The following is a 24,124-nucleotide window of genomic DNA, read 5'->3' as shown; positions in this document are numbered from 1 at the left end:
CACTTAACCTACATTAAGAAGTGTTTTTATCTTGTGCAATTGTGGTCTTTTATTTCTTTTATTTAATCGTAATCCTTTCTTTAATAGTAGGATAGGGGAGTTTATTATAATTGAAAATCTTTATCTGTATATAGTTTAGTATTTTGTATTTCTTTGATGTTTTTTGCTCCACCTAAGAACATATTGATAGTCAATTCCTTATTTAATTGATCGATTACAGACGTTACCCCTTGACTACCTCCTAGGTGTAGGGCGTATAGTATAGGACGTCCTATCGCTACAATATCTGCTCCACTAGCTATGGCTTTAAATATATGAGACCCTCTTCTCACTCCACTGTCAAAGATGATAGGTACACGCTTATTCACTGTCTTAGCTACTAGTGGTAGTACATCGAATGAAGATGGCCCTGCATCTAACTGTCTTCCTCCGTGATTAGATACCCATATCGCATCTGCTCCTGCTTGGATGGCGATTTCGGCATCTTCAGGTGACTGTATTCCCTTGATGATAACAGGTAGTCCAGTTAAGTCCTTTACATATTTAATGTCAGAAGGCTTAAAGTCTTGTTTGGCTTGAGCATAGATTTCTGTGATACCAGCTCCTTTACCAGTCTTGTTGCCATCTGCTTGTTGTGCTGTGAATAACTCTAAGTTACCCATTCCTAGTGGGAAAGTGAAGCCTGTCTTAATATCTTCTTCTCTGTATCCACCTACTGGCGAGTCTACTGTAAGGATGATAGCCTTAGCTCCGTATTTCTTAGCTCTGTCAAGCGTAAACTTGTTAAAGTCATCATTCTTACTCATGTATAATTGAAAGAAGAAAGGCGCTCCATTAATACCCTCTGCTACTTCCTCTATTGTTTTGTTACCATAAGTACTAAGTGAGAATAGTGATCCTGCTGCTATCATACCTTTAGCAGTAGCTATCTCTCCATCTACGTGAGATAGTCCTTGAGCTGCCATTGGTGCTTGTATGATAGGTGTTTTTAGAGGAATACCGAATAGAGAAGTAGATAAGTCAATATCCTCATGTTTAATCCCTTTTAGTACACGAGGCATGATGTATTTCTTATCGAAGTTCTCCGTGTTAATCTTTAAGTTATTCTGGTCTTCAGCTCCACCTACGATATACCCAAAGGCACCCTGATCCATCTCTGCTTTTACTTGTCCTTCTAGCTCGTGTAGGTTTACTATTTTTAGTTTTTTATCAGCTGTACTCGCTTGGTATCCTTTGCCTTTTTTGTTTTTATCTTGAAATACAGTTTTTGTTGTAGTATCCTTTGTTACTACATCAGCAAAGGCACTTGTCATTAGTGTTATTGCAGTTAATGTGAATATTGTCTTTTTCATAAAAAATCTGTTTTACTTTATTTATAGGACAAAGTTACGGAGGGGTAGATGTATTAGTGGTTAATATAGATTAAGAACGTATTTAGTTGAATAAAAACAATATGTAGCATGTTAAATTCATTATTTTTTGTTTTTTATGAGAATGGGGTAATGATGATTGTTTTTAAATAATTGTATATATTATCTATTAGGGTGTGTTTTTTGTTTATTTAAATCTATTTATAAGAATGTAGTTGAATATTTTTGACCTTGTTTGGAGTTTATGCTCTTAAAAGACTTTTTTAAGTTATTTTGGAGTTTGATGGTTGTTTTAACTTGTTGTATATTAAGTGTATGTGCGTTTTTGGATTAATACTGTTCGGAAGTTGTTCGGTAATACCTTGTGTTTACTCAGACTAGAGAGTGTTTTACCGAACTAAATCAAATCTGTATCCGAACAATCTCCTAATAAAGAAGAACTAAAAATCGGTTATATTTTTTGTAAAGTGCAACATGAATCATAGTGTACACACTTAATGACATAAAAAAAGCCACTCTAATACAGAGTGGCTTTTGTGTATAGGGTAGATGATGGATTACATCATTTTCTTTAACCAGTTTTTCATAGATACTTCGTTCTCTATGATGTTCTTAAGGTCAGCGATTGCTACACGGTCTTGTTTCATCGTGTCACGGTGACGGATAGTCACAGTCTTATCTTCTAATGACTGGTGATCTACAGTGATACAGAATGGCGTACCTAGTGCATCTGCACGACGGTAACGACGACCTACTGCATCCTTCTCATCATACGCTACATTAAAGTCCCATTTAAGCTCTTCGATTATCTCTTGAGCTAACTCTGGAAGACCATCTTTTTTCACTAATGGAAGTACAGCTGCCTTAGTAGGAGCTAGTACAGATGGTAATCTTAATACTGTACGAGTAGAACCGTCTTCTAATGTCTCTTCTACTAATGATTTAGAGAATACAGAAAGGAACATACGGTCTAGACCTACTGAAGTCTCTACTACATAAGGTACATAAGAAGTGTTGGTCTCGTTATCGAAGAACTGTAGTTTCTTACCAGAGAACTTCTCATGTGCTTTAAGGTCAAAGTCAGTACGTGAGTGAATACCTTCTAATTCTTTAAATCCGAATGGGAAGTTAAACTCAATGTCAGTAGCTGCATTAGCATAGTGTGCTAATTTCTCATGGTCATGGAAACGGTAGTTCTCAGCTCCCATACCTAATGATAAGTGCCACTTATGACGAGTCTCTTTCCAGTACTCGTAGTACTTCATCTCTTCACCTGGTTTTACAAAGAATTGCATCTCCATCTGTTCGAACTCACGCATACGGAAGATGAACTGACGAGCAACGATCTCGTTACGGAACGCCTTACCTGTCTGAGCGATACCGAAAGGAATCTTCATACGACCTGTCTTCTGTACATTTAGGAAGTTTACGAAGATACCTTGTGCAGTCTCAGGACGTAAGTATAAGTCCATAGCAGAGTCTGCAGAAGCTCCTAATTTCGTACCAAACATTAGGTTAAACTGACGTACTTCAGTCCAGTTTTTAGAACCTGTATCAGGGTCAGCAATCTCTAGCTCTTCGATAAGTGCTTTTACATCTGCTAAATCTCCTGAATCAAGACCACGAGCCATACGCTCTAAGATCTCTTTTTTCTTCGCTAAATATTCTACTACACGAGGGTTAGTAGCTACGAATTGTTCTTCGTCAAAAGATTCGCCAAAGCGCTTTTTCGCTTTCTCGATTTCCTTTTGAGCCTTTTGGTATAATTTTTCACAGTAGTCTTCGATAAGAACGTCAGCTCTATATCTTTTCTTACTGTCTTTATTATCAATTAATGGGTCATTAAACGCATCTACGTGACCAGAAGCTTTCCAAGTGGTAGGATGCATAAAAATCGAGGCATCAATTCCTACAATATTTTCGTGCATTTGTACCATGGATTTCCACCAGTACTCTCTAATGTTTCTCTTTAACTCCACACCATTCTGAGCGTAGTCATATACTGCGCTTAGACCATCGTATATTTCACTAGAAGGGAAGATGTATCCATACTCCTTAGCATGCGAAATAACGTTCTTAAAAATATCATCTTGTTTTGCCATAGTGCAAAAGTAATAAAAGACTTTAAGATTAGGAACTCTGCCATTGGCATTTTAGTGTTAATAACCTAAAGTTTATTGATTTACTATATTAATTAATCGTTTTTAGTTGAATGTTGTTGATTGTATGCTGATAATATACGCTCAGTATTCTCGATATGGCCTGTCATATCCCATTCATCATGTCCTGGTATAATGACTTTAGCATTCTTAAATTTTTGTTTTACGGCTTCGATAGTCTTAGGCCAAGCTATCACGTTACCATCGGCTATATTACCTATAGTGGTAGCTTCGGCACTCTTAATCAGGCATCCTCCGTATAATACTTCTTCTTTTGGAAACCAGACTACGGTATTATCTAGTGAATGTCCTTCTCCTAAAAAGTATACAGCCAACTTCTCATTGCCAAAGGTAAACTGTTTTTCTTTATTAAAAGAATGTTGAGCTTGTGGTTCATTGCGTTCTTTTAATATTTCATTGGTCAATGCATAGGTATACGTCTGTGCTCCTATACTGTTAAAGTAACCTAATCCACCAGAACGATCTTCGTGGAAGTGGGTAGTGATGACCCATTTAACCTCTTTGTTATGATTCGATCTGATGTACTCTAATAGAGGTTCGTACTGATCTTTATCCCAAGGTGTGTCTATTAGAATAACGCCTTCGTCTGTCAGTACGTACATCGAATTAGAAGAGTATGTTACTCCTTGAAACTCTTGATAAGTAGTGTATATATACATATTATCATTGAGTTGTTTGATTTTTAGTTTGTCAGATTGAGCGTGTACTAATGTAGTACAGATTAACATCGTTATGACACTAAGTATTCTGTGCATGGCTTATTTATTTCGTATTGAGATTAGTGATGAGGTTATACCCATCCTTTCTTCTTGAATTTTTGGATAACAGCTAAGAATTGGTTCATTTCTTCTGGTGTGCCTAACGTTACTCTGCTCCACTGTAATAGGGGAGGGAAAGGACGACCTACGATAATACCTTCTGATGCCATGCCATCTATATACTGCTGTTGATCACATTTTATCTTGTGGAATAAGAAGTTTCCTTGGCTAGGTAGATATTCTATTCCTAGTGCATCAAAGGTCTCTGTCGTGATACCAAGAGAATTAGCATTCACTGCTCTACTGTGTACGATGAAGGCATTGTCTTTTAAAGAGGCTGTACCTGCTACTGCAGTAGTCATACTAATGTTCTCTACTGCCATATATGGACTTAGTTCATTCGCTATATTTTCTGTAGATAGGCTATATCCTAATCTCATACCTGCCATGGCAAATATCTTAGAAAAGGTACGCAGTACAATGACATTCTCTCTTCCTTCTCTGATAAAAGAAGTCCCACTCACGAAGCTTTTGTCAGTGATGTATTCTGCATAGGCTTCGTCCACCATAAAGAAGTTCTTCTTAGCGTCAACACTAGTCACCCAATCTGTGATAGCACTAGAGCTAGTTAATGTCCCTGTCGGGTTATTAGGGTTGCATAAGTAGATGATAGAGATGCCATCAAAGTTGTCTGCTGCTTGCTTCATCTTAGCTAGATCCATACAGAACTCCTTATCTAGTGGTACATTAACGACAGGAATACCCATGCCTTCTGCATGACTAGCAGCTAAGAAGAACGATGGATCTGGTGAGATAAGCTGTACTTTCTGCCCATTTTTGATTGCTTTATATACTTGTAAATTCACTGTAGCTCTAATTAGATCAGAAGATCCCACTCCTAGAGTTACCTGAGCTGGAGACATCTTAAATATATCAGCGATGGTGCGTTGTAATTCTTTTATATAACTGTCAGGATATCGATTTACATTAGATAAAACGTCAATAATTGCATTTTTAGCTTTAGGAGATATACCTAAGCTATTTTCGTTAAAGTGTAAAAATAACGGGTCGTCAACTGATGTTGGTAAACCTAAATCTGCAATAGATCCTAATGCTTGTGTTGTTGCAAATCCTTGTGTAAGGATACTTCCTGCGAACAACGTTCCTGATAGTTTTAATAAATCACGTCTGTTCATAGTGAATAGAATTACTGTATTTGTAAATAAAAAATGCCTCAATCGGAAGATAAGGCTCTTAGAAAAATTAAAGTTAGTGGATATCTATTGAATAATCGATACTTAGATTAGAATATTTTGGTATAATTTTATGAATTACATCAGAATTATGATGTTTGGTTAAAAGTAGTGTAATAATCAAGGAGAAATAAGTAGTTGAATTATAAATAAGTAAGAATGCACTAGGGTAGGCTAGGAGTAAAAAATAACATTATAATATTGCTAATCCTTATGAATAGCGGAGCAGATGTTAATATAGTAGTGTGAATATTTTGCGAAATAGCGCTACTTATTGTCAATGAGGGTGGTAAATGAAAAATATTCTACTAAATATTTTGTTGTAAGTTAATTTGTGTTAAATTTACATAGTCTTTAATGAGGTGCATATCTTTATGATAATTAAGTAAATAAGGGTATTGCCAAATAATTTAAAGGTTGTTTAATTATATACAAAATTAACTATGAAAAAAATCACGTTTATGGTATTAGGAATGGCTGCTATGGTAGCTGTTGCTTGTGGTGAGAAAAAAGAAACTGCAAAAGAAGGAGAGGCTACTACAACTGAAGTAGAAGCACCTGCAAAAGAAGAGGCTCCTGCTGCTTCTGGATACGATGCAGTATTAGACAAGTATGAAAAAATCGCTGATGAGCACATCGCTTTGATGAAAAAAGTACAAGCTGGAGACACTGCAGCTCTTACTGATGCTACTAAAGTAAGCGAGGAATTAATGAAAATCGCTGAGGAGTTACAAAAAACTGACCCATCGACTATCACTAAAGAGCAAACTGCTAGATTCCAAGCTATCGCTGAGAAATATCAAAAAGCTTTAATGCCTTAATTACGGCTTTAAATAGTATACTTAGAGAGTGCTATCCTTTTTGGGTAGCATTTTTTTTATAATTGAGGTTTTAAGGCTATAGTGTCCCATTAGTTGCGACCATTATGGGGCATATAGGGTCAGATATGGTCATAAGAGTCTATATCATCAAAGCAGTATCAGTAGAGTAGTAGCTTTGTGGTGTAGTTCTTTGACATATTGTTTATTAGTGATTCCTTATTGCGTAAAAAGCAAAAGGGAGTATTATCTAGATAATACCCCCTTTGGTAGTAGATGAGAAGTGAAGTTATTCTTCCTCTTCTGTATTTTTTAACTTCATAAGTAATGTGTAGGCTCCTTTAGTAACTATCTTCTGATTAGCTAATTGATCTGCGTTTATTATTTGTACATATCCATCTTCTTTAGGGCCGATTTGTACAGGAGTCATCTCATAAGTTTGTTTTGCTGTTTCTATAAAAACATAGTTTTGTTTCTCAAAATAAACAACACTTTCTTCTGGCAAAGCTTGTGATACAGCTGCGTGTGTATCTATGTCAGCATTCATATACATACCAGGAACTAGCTTCTTATCAAAAGCTTCAAAGTGACAATGTACTTCTGATACTCCATCTGTGTTTACATCCATGCTGATTAGTATAATCTCTCCTTCATATTTTTTATCTGGTGCACCGTTAGTATAACTTACTACACGCTGTCCAACCTCTAGCTTATCAAGGTCTTTTTCATACACCTTTAGGTTTAGGTGTATATCGGTAGGGTTAATTAATTCGAACATTACATCAGAAGGAGTTACATACTTACCCACATTGACAAAAACATTACTCACAAAACCACTAATAGGGCTGTAGATATTAATAGTTCTACTAATGTTAGTATGAGTCAGTGAAGCAGGGCTAATGTTGATTAAACTTAACTGCTGTGCTAATGCATTCATCGTGATGCGTTGATTATTCATCTCTGCTTGCGCGATTTGCATGACCTTATCGCTACTCGCTTGACTTGCGTTTAGGTCTTTCTGACGGTTGTAATCTAGTTTTGCAAACTCATATTTGTCCTTAGCGATTAAGTAATTCTGCTGTAATTGGATATACTGAGGGTCTTCCATCGTAGCGATTAGTTCACCCTTTTTGATATGCATACCTGGTAATAACTTAGTACTCTTAAGGTATCCTCCTAGAGGGTTAGTTATGGAGATGAGGTTCTGTGGAGGCACATCTATCTTTCCATTTAGTTTTAGCGTTGTTGCTATTTTGCGCTCAGTCAGAGAGCCCGTTTCTATAGTTGTATTCTTCATCTGTGCATCAGTTAGATGTACAGTGGTTGTGTCTTCGTCTGTTGTAGAGATAGGATCTTCTTCTTTTGGCTCTGTCTTACATTGGGTGAATAGTGTGATACTCGCTAAGGCAAGTCCTAGAACAAAGTATTTGGTATTGATATATTTAGATAGCATGATTATTAATTATTAGAAGTTAAGTAGTTAATCTGGATGATATTGTCATTGTACATTTTTAGTGTATCTAAGTACTTATTGACAGTTTCTAGAGCTTGGTTAATCAGCATCACATATTCTAGATAGTTGATATCTCCGTTGATGAACTGTAATTGGGCTGTCTTTGTAATTGTATTAGAGTTATCAAAAGAGAAACTTTCATATTTATTTAGAATACCTTGGTTGTTCTGATGGGCTATTAATAACTGTTGATAATGTGAGTTCATAAGGTCTCTAGTCATCGTGTATTCTGCTTCTGCTACTTCTTCTGCTATTTTAGCACTTTTAATACGACCTCTCTGCCCACTAGTGAATAGGGGTAGTGAGATACCTACCTGAAAGGAATGGAAACGATTATTCCTGTCATAATACACATCGTTAGCCGCCATACCCATAAAGCTACTGTTATTATAAGCCGCTTGTAGGTTAGGAAGTTGTTTAGATCGCTCTAGTTTAGTTTGCTCTTGTGCAATTATCTTTTGGTTCTCTATTAATTGAAGCACAGGGTTGTTTTCTAAATCACTTTCTAGACTAGACAGTTCTAGTTTTTTCTGTTCTAATGAAGGAACGATGTTCTCAGATGTATTTAATAAATACTGAAGCTGAAGTTGGATTAACTGTTTTGTTTTTTGTACTTCACCTAATTGTGCTTGAATACTTAGTTGTTGATTCTGAGCCATTGTTTTCTCTAAGATATTGCTCTCTCCTTTTTGTAGACGAAGAGTAGCCTTGTTGTAGAAATTGGCGTACAGACTATCTGCACGTAGTAACAGAGCCTCTTTCTCTTGCCAATAGATAAAATCATAGAAGTTTTGAGTGACTGTTTTCTTTAGCTCATATCCCTTTAGGTTAAGGTTATAAATGCTTTGTTGATGTTCAGCTTTGTATACGTTCTTCTGTTTATTATATACCGTCGGAAAAGCAAAGTCCTGAGCAATAGAGAATTTATTGTCTGTATAAGGGCCGTTTATCTGTCCAAACTCTCCTGTGATAGTTGTTTGTTGTATGTCAGTAGCAGTCTGAATGAACGCTTTTGCATATTCTGTTTTTAGTTTTTCTGCACGGATAGTACTGTTATTCTCTATCGCTTGGGCTAGGGCATTCTCTAGGCTGATAGGCGTCTGTGCCTGAGCAGAAAGACCTAGTCCTAAAAAGATAGCAATAGCTGTTATCACTTTTTTCTTTTTCATAAAGCTGAAGTGTAATTTTTGTTCAAATGTGATATACAACAACGGTAGTATAAATAGGGTAAGGAATGTAGCTAACATTAAACCTCCGATTACTACTGTTGCTAAGGGGCGCTGTACTTCTGCTCCTGCACCGTTACTCAATGCCATAGGTAAGAAACCAAAGGATGCTACACAGGCAGTCATTAATACTGGGCGAAGTCTAGATTTAGCTCCTCTAACTACGATGAATACGATGTTTTTTATTCCAGATTTCTGAAGTCTATTAAACTCAGCAATAAGCACAATCCCGTTTAGAACAGCAACACCAAATAAGGCAATAAAGCCTACTCCTGCACTAATACTGAATGGCATACCTCTAAGCGCTAATAAGAATACACCTCCGATGATAGAAAGAGGGATGGCAGTAAAGATCATTAAGCACTCTCTGATATCTCTAAAGGCAAAGAACAGCAATAGGAATATCAAGACAAGCGCTAAGGGAACTGCTATGGCTAATCGCTCTTTTGCTTCGTTTAAGTTTTCGAATTGCCCTCCATAGGTAATTTGATAACCTGTAGGTAATTTGATTTGTGCTTCTACTTTTTCTTGTAGCTCTTCTACTATACTCTGTACATCTCGATCTTTTACATTGAATCCTACGAATATTCTACGCTGTGCGTTTTCACGTTGGATTTGATTAGGACCTTCTTTTATTTCTACATTTGCTAATTGATTTAATGGAACTTGATTACCTAAAGGAGTAGGGATTAAGAGATTTTCGATATCAGATAGGTTTTTTCGGTTGGTTTCGTCCATACGAACAACCATGTCAAAACGCTTTTCTCCTTCATACACCATGCCTGTACTTTGACCAGCTAACGAAGAATTGACTATTCTATTGATCTCAGCTATCGATAGTCTGTAACGAGCAATAGCAGGACGGTTATACTCAATCATTAATTGAGGCATTCCTGTTACGGGTTCTACATATAAGTTAGTTGCTCCTTTTACAGTATTAGCTATATTACCTATTTTACCCGCTATTTCTGCTAATTGATCAAGGTCTTCACCGAATACTTTGACTACGACATCCTGTCTAGCACCTGTCATTAGTTCGTTGAAACGCATCTGTACAGGGAATTGGAAGCCGACAGTCACGCCTGGTACTTCTTCTAATGCTTTAGTCATCTTCTCTGCTAGTTCTGGAAATGTCTTTGCTGATGTCCATTCTTTTTTGTCTTTTAGGATAACCATCATATCACTAGCGTCCATAGGCATAGGGTCTGTAGGTACTTCTGCACTACCTATCTTAGTCACTACTTTCTCTACTTCAGGGAAGCGTGATTTAAGGATATGTGCAGTCTTTTGAGTACTTTCTATAGTCGTGGTTAGCGTACTACCATTTAGTACTTTTGTATCTACCGCAAAGTCTCCTTCTTCAAGAGAAGGAATGAACTCTCCTCCTAAAGTAGATAAGATGTATAGGGCAATAGCAAATAAGACTCCTACAATAGCATAGATTGTTTTTGGTATTTCTAATACTTTGACAAGACATTTCTGATAGAACTTCTCTAGTTTCGCCATTACTCGTTCAGAGAAATTTGGTTTATGAGTTACTTTTCGGCTCATAATTAGAGAGCTCATCATCGGTACATACGTTAATGATAATAAGAATGCTCCTAATAAGGCGAAGGCTACTGTCTGAGCCATCGGTTTAAACATCTTACCTTCAATGCCTTCTAATGTAAGAATAGGGATGTATACGATAAGAATGATAATCTGACCAAAGACTGCGCTGTTCATCATCTTAGATGCTGAGTGTACTACAGTCTTATTCATATCTTCTTGAGATAGCTTATTCATTGATTTGTACCTGGCGTTATGGGAGAACTGATGGAGTACGGCTTCTACAATAATTACAGCTCCATCTATTATTAATCCAAAGTCTAGAGCTCCTAAACTCATTAGATTACCACTTACTCCGAAGAGATTCATCATACAAATAGCAAATAACATCGCTAGGGGTATAATAGAGGCCACTAGCAGCCCTGCTCTCATATTTCCTAAGAATAGGACTAGTACAAATACGACGATAAGTGCTCCTTCAGTTAGATTGGTCTCTACAGTACCGATGGCATTATTAACCATTTTAGTACGGTCAAGGAAAGGTTCTATAACAACGCCTTCAGGCAAAGTCTTTTGGATTTCGGCTACTTTATCTTTGACATTCTTGATGACATCATTGCTGTTCTCACCTTTAAGCATCATTACGACAGCACCTGATACTTCGCCTTTATCATTATAAGTCATGGCTCCATATCGTGTAGCATGCCCTATCTGTACTTTAGCGACATCTCTTATTAGAAGAGGCAATTCAGTATTTTTAGAAGTAATAGCAATATTCTCTATGTCTTCTATAGAGGCTACTAATCCTTCTGTTCGTATATATAATACAGTAGGTCCTTTTTCTATATAAGCCCCACCTGTATTCTCATTATTGTTTTCTAGAGCAGAGAACACATCGTTAATCGTGATGCCATAGGCGTCTAGTTTGTTAGAATTAACAGCTATTTCATACTGTTTTAGTTTTCCTCCAAAACTGCTGACTTCGGCTACTCCTTTAACAGAGAGTAATTGACGGCGCACAACCCAGTCTTGTATTGATCGCAGTTCTGTAAGGTCAAACTTGTCTTCATATCCTTCTAATGGTCTTACTACATACTGGTATATTTCTCCTAGTCCTGTAGAGATAGGACCTAGTTCTGGTTGTCCAATATCTTGTGGGATATCAGCTTTAATTTGATTTAAGCGTTCTCCTACTTGTTGTCTTGCCCAGTAGATATCTACGTCTTCGTCAAATACAATAGTCACTAGTGATAATCCGAAACGAGAGAAACTTCTCATATTCTTAATACCAGGAATATTACTGTTTGCTTGTTCTATAGGGAAGGTTACTAACCGCTCTATATCTGTAGCTCCATAAGAAGGAGCAACTGTAATGACTTGTACTTGGTTATCTGTGATGTCTGGTACAGCATCAATAGGTAGTTTAGATGTCTGGTAGATACCAACACCGATTAGAGCTAATACAAATAGCCCAATGATGAGTTTATTCTTTACAGAAAACTCAATTATTTTATTTAACATGATTTTAGTCTGTTAATACGTTAAAATTGCGTGATAGGTATAGCCAACTTATCCATGTATGGATACACAGAAAGCTAACTTATTCTTTGCGAAAAGGTATTAACAGTATTTAGGCGGTTGCCAAATAGAGGATAGGTAATTACTCTCAACTTCATCTTCGTTGAAAGCGTGTATTTTATTGTCCAGTGTATTGAACTTAATACGGTCTATTTTTAGAATAGGAGTAGGGGTAACGATGCCTACTATACTTACAAAGTGTGTGTGCGTAACGAAAGGAAGTTTCTCATCCATAGGATCTCCTTCTTCTTTATGACTTTCACTGTAATGTATTTGTAAGAATCCCCAGAGTGATAAATCTGGATTACTTGTCGTATGCTCAATGTAATGTTCAACCAATAGCGGAAACTTCAACACCTGACCTAGCTCAGTTGTCGAAATTAAAAAGAGTGCCATAAGAAATATTGCTATTTTTCTTTTCACTTTAATTGGTTGTTTATGAATTGACTAGTACAAAGTTACTAATTCCTTGTATAATTATGACGCAAGATAGTAATTTGTATTTATTCAAAGTAAATATACTGTTAAGTTCTAATGAGATTTTAATAATGAGGTTGATGTTATGTAGGTTGAATAAAAAAGCACCTAGCTCTTAAGAGTAGGTGCTTAGTATCTCTATGATAAAAAACTATCTTCGTCAAAATCATATTCCTTATTAAAGAAAACAGAATCACTGTGAATAGCTTCAAAGTGTTCTTCTATTTTTTCTAAGGTATAGATAGTTTCTAATTGTCTCCAATGTTCTCTAGTTAATGGTAAGAATGCTAATGTATCTGACCCATCTGATATTTTGCAAAAGCGAATCTCATACTCAGGCTGTAATATACTGTTAAGCCATATAATCGTATTATCTCTGTTTACGATAATATGAGTATGAATCTTATTGTCATAATTTACCTTTAGTTGTAGTTGCTCATTTGGTAGGTCTTCTATAGATGCTGATAGATGACCTGTTTGAAGACAGGTTTCTATATATTCTACTATTGCATCATCGTATTCACTCCAATCTACCCAGATCACTAAGTCGCTCTGTAAAGAGTGAAAATCTTCGTATAGACCTGTTTCGAAGTACTTTTCTAAAAGTGTTATTTTGTCTTGCATATATAATGGTTAAGCGTTTAAATCATCCCTAGAATACTTAACTAAAGTACTGTAAATTAAGTATAAATAAAAGGCTTAAAAGTTAAAATAAACCTTTGTATAGATTAATACTAATACAAATATTGTGCTAAGATTATCTTTAAAAGCTATTATTCATTAAAAGGTTCAAATTCTCTTTCTGGAAATGCTTCAGTAAGTATTCCTTTTTTACATAGCCATTCTATTGCATCATATAGATTGTTTCCTAAAGCATAGATATTCTCCTCATGTCTAGGCAATACAAAATAGGTATTGTTATAGAATATAATCTCATCTCCATCAAAAGTATCTCCTATACAAATCCCTTCTAATACTTGTTCTTTAGTTAGTACATCTTTACCATCATCCCAGAAGTAGTATTGCGTTACTCGTTCTAACCATTCTTTTCTTTCTGTTATCATTCGATTAGGAGCATAGATACGGATATATGTGCCCCCTAGTATACCTACCCCATATTGTAAAATATAGGTCTTGTAATCTTCTTCAAAGTTGAAGTTTAGTACTTGTTCACAATTGTTAATATCCTCAACAGATGGTAATACTAATTCTGATGATTGTGTATGGATATTAGGAATGACTGTATAGTGATTGAATTTACTCATTTATATATATTTCTCTTCTATATTATTTAAACCTCCTTTAAAGTCTTTATTGATTTGATACAATTCTTCAATCGAAATAGGATTGATAGATGTAGAATCAATGTGTTTTCCTTCTTTAGTCCACATAGGAGGGAAAATATGAAAAGCTTTGTCTAACGGAAGTTGTGCCGTATCTTCTTTCCATGTATTCCATCTAAAATCTTGATAAAACTGATCTATATTACCTGCTATGAAAAAATAAATTAAGTCTGAATAACTGATATCAAGTGGCTCAAAGTCTAATGTGTCAGGTGCAAAGTAATATACCTTACCAAGGTCTTCTCCTAGACCTCCACTATTGATACAGAAGTAGCCACCTAAGACATCTAATGCGATAATATAGTAACCACTAGATTGATTGTTTTGATCTATTGTTTTGCCTTTGTTCCATTGATAACTAGAAGGTAGCGTTTCTGTTCCTCCACCTAGTACTCTGATCCATCCATTGTCTATCAGTATTCCTCCAGTCTCATATACTATAGCACCTAGTGGAGAACGTGTCGTTACTTGAAGTTGTAAGAGAGCTTCTTCAGCTACCTCTTTATTGTATTGAGGCAATAATGCTATTGGTCTTACTGCATCGTTTAGCCATTCATTGATAAGGGCAATTCCTGGTTCCTCTATGTTTATTAAATCAGTAAGTGTTTTCATCCTTTATTTTTCGGCAAAATACGAAAAAAGGCTGTCTATTTAGACAACCTTTTTATAAAGTATGTGGGTATGTTATATGTTTAACTACCTAAGACTGCTGCTGTAGCAAAAAGAGTTAGTGTCAATATAAAGAAGATAACACCTATTAATGAAATCACTAAACCTGCAATTGCTAATCCTTTTGGTTTTCTAAATACTCCGATAGCAGAGAAAATCAACCCTAATAACCAACATATTACGTTTATAAAAGGAAGCCAAAACAGAAGAAATGTAACAATTGATAAAATAAATCCTGCTAATCCAAGATTATTCTTTTCTGGAACTATAGGAGGATAATAAGCTTGTTGTTGATTGTATCCTTGTTGTGGAGGAGGAGGTGTAGATCTAACCTCTTGCTCTATTTCTCTCTCAAGTTCTTTTGCAGCCTCTACTACAGGCTCAATAACTTCTTCTTTTATCGTCTCAACGATTGGCTCAACAACTTCTTTCTCTATGTTGTCTACTGTCTCTTCGATAGATGAAGTTACTCTATCAACAATAGATTCGTCGCGTTTAGTTTCTTCAGATGAAGGCACTGGAGGAGGAGTATGCTCCGTATTTTCAGAAACTTTCTTCCCTTCTAGGTTTTTATTATCTTCCATAGTGGTTCTATTTTAATAGATCAAATATAGTTTTTATTTAACAAATAAAATATATTTATATGTTTAAAAATTAATATTTAATTAAGTGTTTTTAGCTAAAATAATATATTATGTTCTTTTCTGCTTCTTTGTTGTTAATTTGTAAAGGTGTTTTTTTAAGAAAATAAAGGCTGGTTTTAAGAAATAAGAGCATAAGTATTAGGAAATAGAAAGCCTTTTCGTAGGGAGGGAGGGGAAGATAAAAAAAGCCCTTTAGTTAAATATCTAAAGGGCTGTTGAATTTATTAAAGAGGAATATTTCCGTGTTTTCTGTTTGGCATATTTACTTCTTTATGTTCTAACATAGAGAATGCCTTAAGCAGTTTTCTACGAGTCTCATTAGGAAGAATTACTTCATCAATGAATCCTCGTTGTGCCGCTCTGTATGGAGTAGCAAATTTGTCTGCATATTCAGCTTCTTTCTCAGCTAGTTTTGCTGCTGGATCTGCTGCTTCTGCTATTTCTTTTTTAAAGATAATCTCACTTGCCCCTTTAGCTCCCATTACTGCTATTTCGGCATTTGGCCAAGCAAAGTTCATATCTGCTCCGATGTGTTTAGAGTTCATTACATCATAAGCACCTCCATATGCTTTACGAGTAATCACCGTTACTTTAGGTACTGTAGCTTCACTTAATGCATACAGTAACTTAGCACCGTGTACGATGATGCCATTCCACTCCTGATCTGTACCAGGTAAGAATCCAGGTACGTCTACTAAGACTAATAGAGGAATATTAAAAGCATCACAGAATCTAGTGAAACGTGCCGCTTTAATAGAGCTGTTTACATCTAAACATCCTGCTAAGAACATAGGATTGTTAGCCACAATACCTACACTTTTACCTCCTAGTCTAGCAAAACCTACTACAATATTCTCTGCGTAGTCTTTGTGTATTTCGAAGAAAGAGTCCTCGTCTATGATATGATTAATTACCTCTTTCATATCATAAGGCTTATTAGAGCTCTCAGGTACTATCTCATCTAGTTCATATCTATACTCTTCGCCAATAGTATAAGGAAGGCTCATAGGCTTCTCCATATTGTTTTGAGGCATATAAGACAATAGCGTTTTTACATCCTCTAGACAGGCTACGTCGTTAGGAGATGTCGTATGAGCTACTCCAGACTTCGTAGAGTGAGTACTTGCTCCTCCTAATTCTTCCGAAGTTACCTCTTCATTAGTTACTGTTTTTACAACGTTAGGTCCTGTTACGAACATATAACTAGACCCTTCTACCATCATTGTGAAGTCAGTCATCGCAGGAGAATATACTGCTCCTCCAGCACATGGCCCCATAATAGCAGATAGCTGAGGTATCACACCAGATGCTTGTACATTGCGGTAAAAGATATCTGCATATCCACCTAATGATCTTACACCTTCTTGTATACGTGCTCCTCCAGAATCGTTTAGTCCGATCATTGGTGCCCCCATTTTAAGTGCCATATCCATTACTTTACAGATTTTCTCTGCATGCGTTTCAGACAGAGCTCCTCCGAATACGGTAAAGTCTTGTGCGAATACATAGACTAAGCGACCATTGATCGTTCCATACCCAGTCACTACACCATCTCCGTGATATACTTCTTTATCCATACCGAAGTCGGTCGTACGGTGTGTCACTAACATACCGATCTCTTCGAATGAACCTTCGTCTAGTAGGTATTCTACACGTTCACGAGCAGTAAGCTTTCCTTTGCTGTGTTGTGTATCTATTCTTTTTTGCCCTCCGCCTAATTTAGCTTGGGCTTGTATTTCTTGTAATTTATTTATTTTCGGATTCATAGGATTCTTAGTTTGGTAATCGAAGTTGTTTTTGGTCTTCTAAATACATTTGTAGCGCAAGGTATGCTGCTATCTCTGCTTCATCTTTATACTCTTCTTTGATTAAATCAGCATTGTAGTATTTTTTCACGAAGTTCGTGTCAAAATGACCTTCTCTAAAAGCATTGTGTTCCATTACGAACTTACCGAATGGCAATGTAGTACTGATACCTTTTACCTTATATGCTTTAATGGCTTCGATCATAATCTCTATTGCCTCCTCACGTGTCTGCCCATAAGTAATTAATTTGGCTAACATCGGATCGTAGTAGATAGGTACATCCATACCTTCTTCTATACCGTTATCTACACGGATACCTTTTCCTTTAGGTAGTTGATAGATTTCTAAGTTCCCTACACTAGGTAAGAAATCATTCAGAGGGTCTTCTGCATAGATACGAAGTTCCATAGCATGTCCTTTGATCTCTAAGTCTTCTTGTGTAAAAGGAAGCTTCTCTCCACGAGCTACCTTGATTTGCATCTCTACTAAGTCTAATCCAGTGATTAATTCTGAGACTGGATGCTCTACTTGAAGACGAGTATTCATCTCTAAGAAGTAGAAGTTAAGGTGCTCATCTATTAAGAACTCCACCGTACCAGCTCCTACATAATCACAAGATTTAGCTACCTTAATAGCTGCTTCTCCCATAGCTTTACGCACTTCAGGAGTTAGTACAGCAGAAGGAGCTTCTTCTATTACTTTTTGGTGACGACGTTGTATACTACATTCTCTTTCAAATAAGTGAACTACGTTACCATGTTTATCCGCTAACACTTGTATCTCAATGTGTCTAGGTGAACCTATATATTTCTCAATGAAAACAGAACCATCTCCGAAAGCATTGGTTGCTTCAGAAATAGCACGTTGCATTTGATTTTCAAATTCTTCTTCTTTTTCTACGATACGCATCCCTTTTCCACCACCACCAGCAGCAGCTTTGATCAAGATAGGAAAGCCTATTTCTTTCGCTACTTGTTTAGCTTTCGCTACGTCAGTGATAGCCTCGTCTAGACCCGGTACCATAGGGATGTTATAGTCTTTTACAGTTTCTTTAGCAGCAAGTTTATTACCCATTACTTCTATAGCATGCGTATCTGGACCGATAAAGGTAATCCCAGCAGCATTACATGCTAGAGCGAAGTTAGAGTTCTCACTTAAGAACCCATATCCTGGGTGGATACCATCTACATTTAATGATTTTGCTACTTCTAATATTTTATCTCCTAATAAATAAGATTGGTTAGAGGGAGCCTCTCCGATACATACAGCTTCATCAGCCATACGTACGTGTGGAGCATTACGATCAACAGTAGAGTACACAGCTACTGTCTTAATACCCATTTTTTTAGCTGTAGTCATAATACGTACAGCTATTTCGCCACGGTTGGCAACTAATATTTTTTTCATCTTTATTCGAATTCAATTAACACTAATCCTTTATCAACAGTGGCACCTTTAGTCACGTTGATAGACTTAATAATCCCAGCTCTAGGAGAAGATAAGTTGTTCTCCATCTTCATAGCTTCTAAGATTAATAAGTTGTCATTCTCAGCTACTTCTTGCCCTACAGTTACCAAAATATCTAGGATAAGACCAGGCATAGGAGCCTTGATAGAATTAACCTGCTTAGTAGAGTTTAAGGAGAAGCCTAATTGATTGATTAGCTTATCGAGTTCGGTTTGGATATTAACAGAATAGTTATTTCCGTTGACATTTACAGTATAGTTTTTGTCTGTAAAGTGGTTCTCAAGTATTTCCACGTCATAAGATCTGTTGTTTTTGAGTACGTGATATGTAGATTCATTTACACGAGATACATTGATGTCTCCTTGTAATAAATCTTCACTTTCAAAAACAGTATCAGCATTCACTTTTAATTGATACGTTTTATTCATTATATTTTTAGTTTTTGGTATTCGTAAATATAATTAAATGTGTGATATATAAATAATATTTATTGATAATTTAATTTTTTACTACACTATGGCAGAAATATTGTTTTTTTACAATAATTTTGGTTGATTCTGATTGTAAATAAATAAGATAAAAGAGGTTACAAGGTATTCAATCGGAATTTTTTATACTATTCTCGTTAAGTAGAACAGACCTTCTCTGATAGCTAAACGGCTTTAATCAGCATTGAGATTTATTGCATTTGAGTCCGTAGTGAGTCCGTTATGAGTCCGTAGTAAGTCCGTTATTTTATACAAAACAACGGAGTCATTATGGAGGGATGATATACGTCGTGAGCTAAGATGTAAAACTAGCCTGAAGGAGGCGTGAAGGGAATGTGGAGGGAGAATAGAGAAGGGGTTAAAAAGAAAAAGGTAATCTCTAGTTAGAAATTACCTTTTATCATAGTTATTATTCTTCGTCTTTGTTTTCTAAAGGATTCCATCCTCTTGATTTTAAAGGGATTTTTGTGTTTGCTCTTGAGATAAGATGAACACCTTCACTCTCTTGTGTTGTGTGACCTATCACTGTTAAGTTTGGATTCCCTTTGATCTTGTCAAAGTCTTCCATTTTTATAGTGAATAACAGTTCATAATCTTCTCCACCATTGATAGCCATCGTAGTAGCATCGATATTAAACTCTTCGCAAGTGTTCATAAACTGAGGGTCTAATGGAAGTTTCTCTTCGTATAGATTACATCCTACTTTAGAACTTTTGCATATATGCATAATCTCAGAAGACAATCCGTCAGAGATGTCTATCATCGCTGTTGGTTTTACACCTAGATCTGCTAATAGCTGTTTGATATCTGTTCTCGCTTCTGGCTTTAACTGTCTTTCGATAATGTATTCGTAGATAGATAAGTCAGGCTGATTATTAGGGTTTACTAAGAATACTTGTTTCTCGCGCTCTAGGATTTGCAATCCCATATAAGCAGATCCTATATCTCCTGTTACCACTAATAAGTCGTTGTCATTCGCTCCACTGCGGTATACTAATTCTTCTTCTTTAGCTTTACCAATAGCTGTCACGCTTATAATCAACCCTTTTTGTGATGAGGTAGTGTCTCCACCTACTAAGTCTACTTTATAATACTTACACGCTAAGGCGATACCTTCGTATAACTCATCTAAAGCTTCTAGAGGAAAACGATTAGATACTGCGATAGATACTGTAATCTGTGTAGGTACGGCATTCATCGCACAGATATCAGATAGGTTAACTACCACGGCTTTATATCCTAAATGCTTAAGAGGAGAGTATGCAAGGTCAAAGTGTACTCCTTCGATTAATAAATCTGTAGAAACAACTACTTTATCTTCTCCAAAAGACAATACTGCGGCGTCATCTCCGATGCCTTTAGTTGTACTCTCGTTTTCTATTGTAAAGTTTTGTGTTAAATGTTCTATTAATCCAAACTCACCTAAATGTCCTATATCTGTCTTAGATTGATTTTTATTCTCGATCATTGTATATCTGCTTTATTTTAAAGTAATGCAAAGGTAAAAAGAAAAGGCGATAGATTTATTTCTATCGCCTTTTAAACTATAAGTTAGCTCTTTTAAAATATTTAAAATAGCCATTATATGTATTGAAGTCTGGTACTAGACTAGCGTAGTAGCTAGGGTCTTCTTCTTCTATTATTTGTAACAGAGAGCGCCATATTTCTATTTCAGTAATGATCTCTCTAGCATAGTATTCGATGTCATTTATCTCAAGGCCTTTATAGTAAGTAAGTGATTCTTGAGATTTTTGAATTAATTCTTTAGCCATTTGACGAGCATTTTCTTTTTCGCCAACTTTATAAGAACCTTCTACGAATGGATGTACCACTTCGTATAAACCATAGTATTTGATAGGCATATTCGTCATCGCTATATCGATAACTTTCTTCGCTTTCTCATCTTTCCCCTCTATTAATAGTTGTTCCATCAATCGAGCAAGGTTGATACGGTAGCTAAGTGCATTACGTCTAGTCTGAGGATCGTGATATATCTTATCACTTCCCATATTACCCCAGTACCACTTCGTTACGATATCGTACATTCTATCTGCGTCTATAGAACCTCTATCTAGTGCATGAGAACTCTCTGTATCAGATTTCAGAGGAACTAGTTTATATACTAAACCACTTAACTGTAAGTAGTCTTTCATCCAGATGAAATCATCATCTCCCCAGCTACCTCCAGAGAAGTATATAGGTCGTTCCCAGTTGTTATTTGCCACTATATCTAACATGATAAGGCGGTGCTTATAGATAGCCTGGTCAGTAATGTTAACGTCTAGATAAGGTAATATATCTTTTCTTAAGTGAGGAGATACGATATTGTGTTTCGCTACATTAGCACTATCTACAGGTATTCTGATCTGATTAGTAGGAGCGATATACAATGTAGTTCCTGCCTCTGTTTTAATCTTCGTTCTATCATCATCAGATTTAATGAAGTTAAGAAGAGAGTTGATGTCTATTCTTTCGTCAATCATCTTGTTTACGATGATAGCATCTCTTTTATTGCCTACATATTGATCATGTGTGAATGAGATAGGTAGAGGCTCTGAGTCATACGCTTTTGCTCTCATCTGGTCAATATACCAGTCTAATGGAAGTAAACTCGTACATACTACTCTTACGTCTGTTCTGTATCCTTCTACGTCTTGTAAATACCACAGTGGGAATGTATCATTATCTCCAATAGTAAATAAGATAGCATTCGGATCACATGAATCTAAGTATGCTCTAGCATTAGCAAGGGCTGTATAACGATCTGAACGGTCGTGGTCATCCCAGTTTTGTTGTGCTAATAATACAGGAGCAGCAAATAATGATACAACTAGAACAGCTGGTCCAGCTATTTTTGGTTGTACATATTTTTTAAGCCCGTCGAAGATAGCATATACTCCGAATCCAATCCACATCGCGAATACATAGAATGCTGGTACTACAGCATAGTCACGTTCACGAGGTTCGAATGGACGTTCATTCAAGAATATTTTAAGTGCAAAACTTGTAAATAGGAATAACACTAACAATACCCAGAACATCTTAGGGTCTTTACGATAGTGGAATACAATACCGATAAGCCCAAGTATAAAAGGTAAGAAGAAATAAGTGTTTCTACCTTTGTTTTCTAATGTATCTGAAGGTAAGTTGTCTTGAGATCCTAAACGTATTTCGTCTAAGAATTTGATACCACTAATCCAGTTACCGTGTTGTAAGTCACCTTGACCTTGTACATCATCTTGTCTTCCTGCAAAGTTCCACATTAGGTAACGCCAGAACATATATCCGAATTGGTACTCAAACATAAAACCGATATTACTAGAGAAAGAAGGTACTTCGATTTCTAGGTATTCTCCATATTGATCTAGGAACTTATCAAGTCCGTCATAGTCAATTTCACCACTAGCAAGACCTTGTTTTACTCCAGATACTAATTCTTCTAACTCTTTTGTTCCAGCATATTGAGAAGATACTCTGAAGTCTAACGGTTTAGTGTAACGCATATAGTTAACACGGTGATTTTTGTCTGTACTCCACAGTCTAGGAAGGAATCCTTTATGAGTACTGTCGAAGTTTTGTCCTGCGTTTTTATATTCGTTTACGATTTCATATTTACCTGTTTGGTAGTTTCTTTCGTAGTTTGGTTTTTCGTCTTTCCAAGGATTGTTTTTATCTAATCCTACATATTTTTTAGTGAAGTAAGAGTCGTAATAGATACTTTCTTCTCCATACTGTTCACGTTGGTAGTATGCTAATAACTCAGAAGCATCAGAAGGAGTGTTCTCATTGATCACTACTTTTGCATTGGCACGGATAGGTAACATTATCCAACTTGTCAATCCGACAAATACAAAAAGAAGTGTTAGAATAAGCGTGTTCGCCATTATTTTGTTTTTCTTCTCTGTGTATCTCAACCCGAATACAAAGAAGGCAACAATCAATAAGAAGGCAACAATAGTCCCACTGTTAAATGGCATTCCTATCGAGTTCACCATAAAGATCTCTGTCTTACCAAATAAGGCTAAGGTCTTAGGGAATAAGAAAGCAAAAAGGAAGAATAAAACTCCCACAGCCGCTATATTGGCTATGATAAAGTTTTTGATAGTTACTTTTTGATATCTTTTAAAGAAGTATAGTAATGCGATAGATGGAACTGTCAACAAAGCCATTAGGTGGACTCCAAATGAAGCTCCGATAACTAATCCTATCAATAATAGCCAACGATTACCTTTAGGAGTGTCGATATCATCATACCATCTCACACCTAAGTACAATAGAAGTGATGTCAGAAGCATCGCAGAAGCATATACTTCAGACTCTACAGCATTAAACCAAAAACTATCTGTGAATGAAAAGGCTAATGAACCAACAGCAGCACTACCTAAAACAACGATAGCATTGATATTCGTCCACTCACTTTTCGCAACGACGATTTTCTTAAGTAAATTAGATAATGTCCAGAACATAAAAAGAATGGTAAACGCGCTGGAAATAACAGCAACCATGTTTACCATTAGGGCAACTTTATCTGGAGAGGTAGCAAACATCGAGAAGAAAGCTCCTAACATTTGATAAAAAGGAGCCCCTGGAGGGTGTCCTACTTGTAGTTTAGCAGAGGTAGCAATATATTCTCCTGGATCCCAAAAGCTTACTGTAGGCTCTACTGTTAGTGTATAAGTCAATAGGGCAATGGCAAAACATAGCCATCCACCTATAACATTCCACTTCTTGTAATTGAATGTCAACATATTTGTAATTACTAGATATTTTTTCAGATTGTATATACAAAGAAAAGATTTTTTTTGTGTTGCGTGAAGGAATTAGAAAAAATTAATTTTTTTGATAGAAAAGTTTGGAGATTATAAAAATAGTTATACTTTTGCATCCGCATTGATGAAGTAATTACGCTTTACGGTATGTAAAAAAGGTATTGGCCTATGGTGTAATGGTAACACAGCTGATTTTGGTTCAGTCGTTCTAGGTTCG

General features: G+C 36.1%; 17 protein-coding genes. 1 reads left to right on the top strand and 16 read right to left on the bottom strand.

Translation table 11 applies throughout. From position 1 onward, the window contains the following. Positions 1-104: 104 nt before the first annotated feature. The 4 genes from AABL87_RS15255 to AABL87_RS15240 all read right to left on the bottom strand — a co-directional run bounded on the left by AABL87_RS15255 (position 105) and on the right by AABL87_RS15240 (position 5,504). The gene (locus tag AABL87_RS15255) at positions 105-1,352 is read right to left on the bottom strand and encodes a lactate oxidase (RefSeq protein ID WP_225600438.1); all 1,248 of its coding nucleotides are present in this window, start codon (positions 1,350-1,352) and stop codon (positions 105-107) included. Positions 1,353-1,927: 575 nt separating this feature from the next. Further along, positions 1,928-3,472 carry a glycine--tRNA ligase gene (locus AABL87_RS15250; RefSeq protein WP_025125211.1) on the bottom strand — a complete coding sequence of 515 codons (1,545 nt, stop codon included), beginning with the start codon at positions 3,470-3,472 and terminating at the stop codon, positions 1,928-1,930. Between the two features lie 92 nt (positions 3,473-3,564). Beyond that, positions 3,565-4,305, bottom strand: coding sequence for a subclass B1 metallo-beta-lactamase MUS-1 (locus AABL87_RS15245; protein WP_006259855.1), 741 nt, complete (start codon positions 4,303-4,305; stop codon positions 3,565-3,567). A 35-nt stretch (positions 4,306-4,340) separates the two neighbouring features. Beyond that, positions 4,341-5,504 (bottom strand): pyridoxal phosphate-dependent aminotransferase, encoded by a 1,164-nt coding sequence (locus AABL87_RS15240; RefSeq protein WP_341277569.1) that lies wholly within the window; start codon positions 5,502-5,504, stop codon positions 4,341-4,343. Positions 5,505-6,004: 500 nt separating this feature from the next. On the opposite strand from AABL87_RS15240, the gene AABL87_RS15235 reads away from it, so the two are divergent. Further along, entirely contained in the window at positions 6,005-6,382 is a 378-nt protein-coding gene (locus tag AABL87_RS15235) for a DUF6591 domain-containing protein (RefSeq protein ID WP_006266722.1), read from the top strand. Positions 6,383-6,668: 286 nt separating this feature from the next. On the opposite strand, the gene AABL87_RS15230 is transcribed toward AABL87_RS15235, so the two are convergent. From AABL87_RS15230 to AABL87_RS15175, 12 genes are all read right to left on the bottom strand, one after another. Beyond that, entirely contained in the window at positions 6,669-7,832 is a 1,164-nt protein-coding gene (locus AABL87_RS15230) for an efflux RND transporter periplasmic adaptor subunit (protein WP_341277568.1), read from the bottom strand. Positions 7,833-7,837: 5 nt separating this feature from the next. After that, positions 7,838-12,187, bottom strand: a complete 4,350-nt coding sequence (locus AABL87_RS15225) for a CusA/CzcA family heavy metal efflux RND transporter (RefSeq protein WP_341277567.1) — start codon at positions 12,185-12,187, stop codon at positions 7,838-7,840. 99 nt (positions 12,188-12,286) lie between these two features. Further along, the gene (locus AABL87_RS15220; protein ID WP_006259849.1) at positions 12,287-12,640 is read right to left on the bottom strand and encodes a hypothetical protein; all 354 of its coding nucleotides are present in this window, start codon (positions 12,638-12,640) and stop codon (positions 12,287-12,289) included. Between the two features lie 219 nt (positions 12,641-12,859). After that, positions 12,860-13,345: a hypothetical protein gene (locus tag AABL87_RS15215; protein WP_341277566.1), complete on the bottom strand. Its 486-nt coding sequence runs from the start codon at positions 13,343-13,345 to the stop codon at positions 12,860-12,862. Positions 13,346-13,494: 149 nt separating this feature from the next. Further along, positions 13,495-13,986, bottom strand: a complete 492-nt coding sequence (locus AABL87_RS15210) for an SMI1/KNR4 family protein (protein ID WP_006259847.1) — start codon at positions 13,984-13,986, stop codon at positions 13,495-13,497. Beyond that, positions 13,987-14,676, bottom strand: coding sequence for a DUF2625 family protein (locus AABL87_RS15205; RefSeq protein ID WP_341277565.1), 690 nt, complete (start codon positions 14,674-14,676; stop codon positions 13,987-13,989). Between the two features lie 80 nt (positions 14,677-14,756). Beyond that, a complete protein-coding gene (locus tag AABL87_RS15200) occupies positions 14,757-15,317 on the bottom strand; it encodes a DUF4190 domain-containing protein (protein WP_341277564.1) in 561 nt (186 codons plus the stop codon). Between the two features lie 284 nt (positions 15,318-15,601). Continuing rightward, positions 15,602-17,143, bottom strand: coding sequence for an acyl-CoA carboxylase subunit beta (locus tag AABL87_RS15195; RefSeq protein WP_006259844.1), 1,542 nt, complete (start codon positions 17,141-17,143; stop codon positions 15,602-15,604). A gap of 7 nt (positions 17,144-17,150) precedes the next feature. Then, complete coding sequence (accC, locus tag AABL87_RS15190; RefSeq protein ID WP_225600433.1) at positions 17,151-18,590, bottom strand: acetyl-CoA carboxylase biotin carboxylase subunit; 1,440 nt, start codon at positions 18,588-18,590, stop codon at positions 17,151-17,153. 2 nt (positions 18,591-18,592) lie between these two features. Then, a complete protein-coding gene (locus AABL87_RS15185) occupies positions 18,593-19,078 on the bottom strand; it encodes an acetyl-CoA carboxylase biotin carboxyl carrier protein subunit (RefSeq protein WP_006262361.1) in 486 nt (161 codons plus the stop codon). A gap of 469 nt (positions 19,079-19,547) precedes the next feature. Then, positions 19,548-20,606, bottom strand: coding sequence for a thiamine-phosphate kinase (thiL, locus tag AABL87_RS15180; RefSeq protein WP_041894723.1), 1,059 nt, complete (start codon positions 20,604-20,606; stop codon positions 19,548-19,550). 76 nt (positions 20,607-20,682) lie between these two features. Beyond that, entirely contained in the window at positions 20,683-23,886 is a 3,204-nt protein-coding gene (locus AABL87_RS15175; protein ID WP_016650264.1) for a glycosyltransferase family 117 protein, read from the bottom strand. Positions 23,887-24,124 lie beyond the last annotated feature (238 nt).

The sequence above is a fragment of the Myroides sp. C4067 genome (genome assembly GCF_038039665.1).
GTDB lineage: Bacteria > Bacteroidota > Bacteroidia > Flavobacteriales > Flavobacteriaceae > Flavobacterium > Flavobacterium odoratimimum.
The sequence above is the reverse complement of the archived record's forward strand: the minus strand, read 5'-3'. Positions and strand labels throughout refer to the sequence as shown.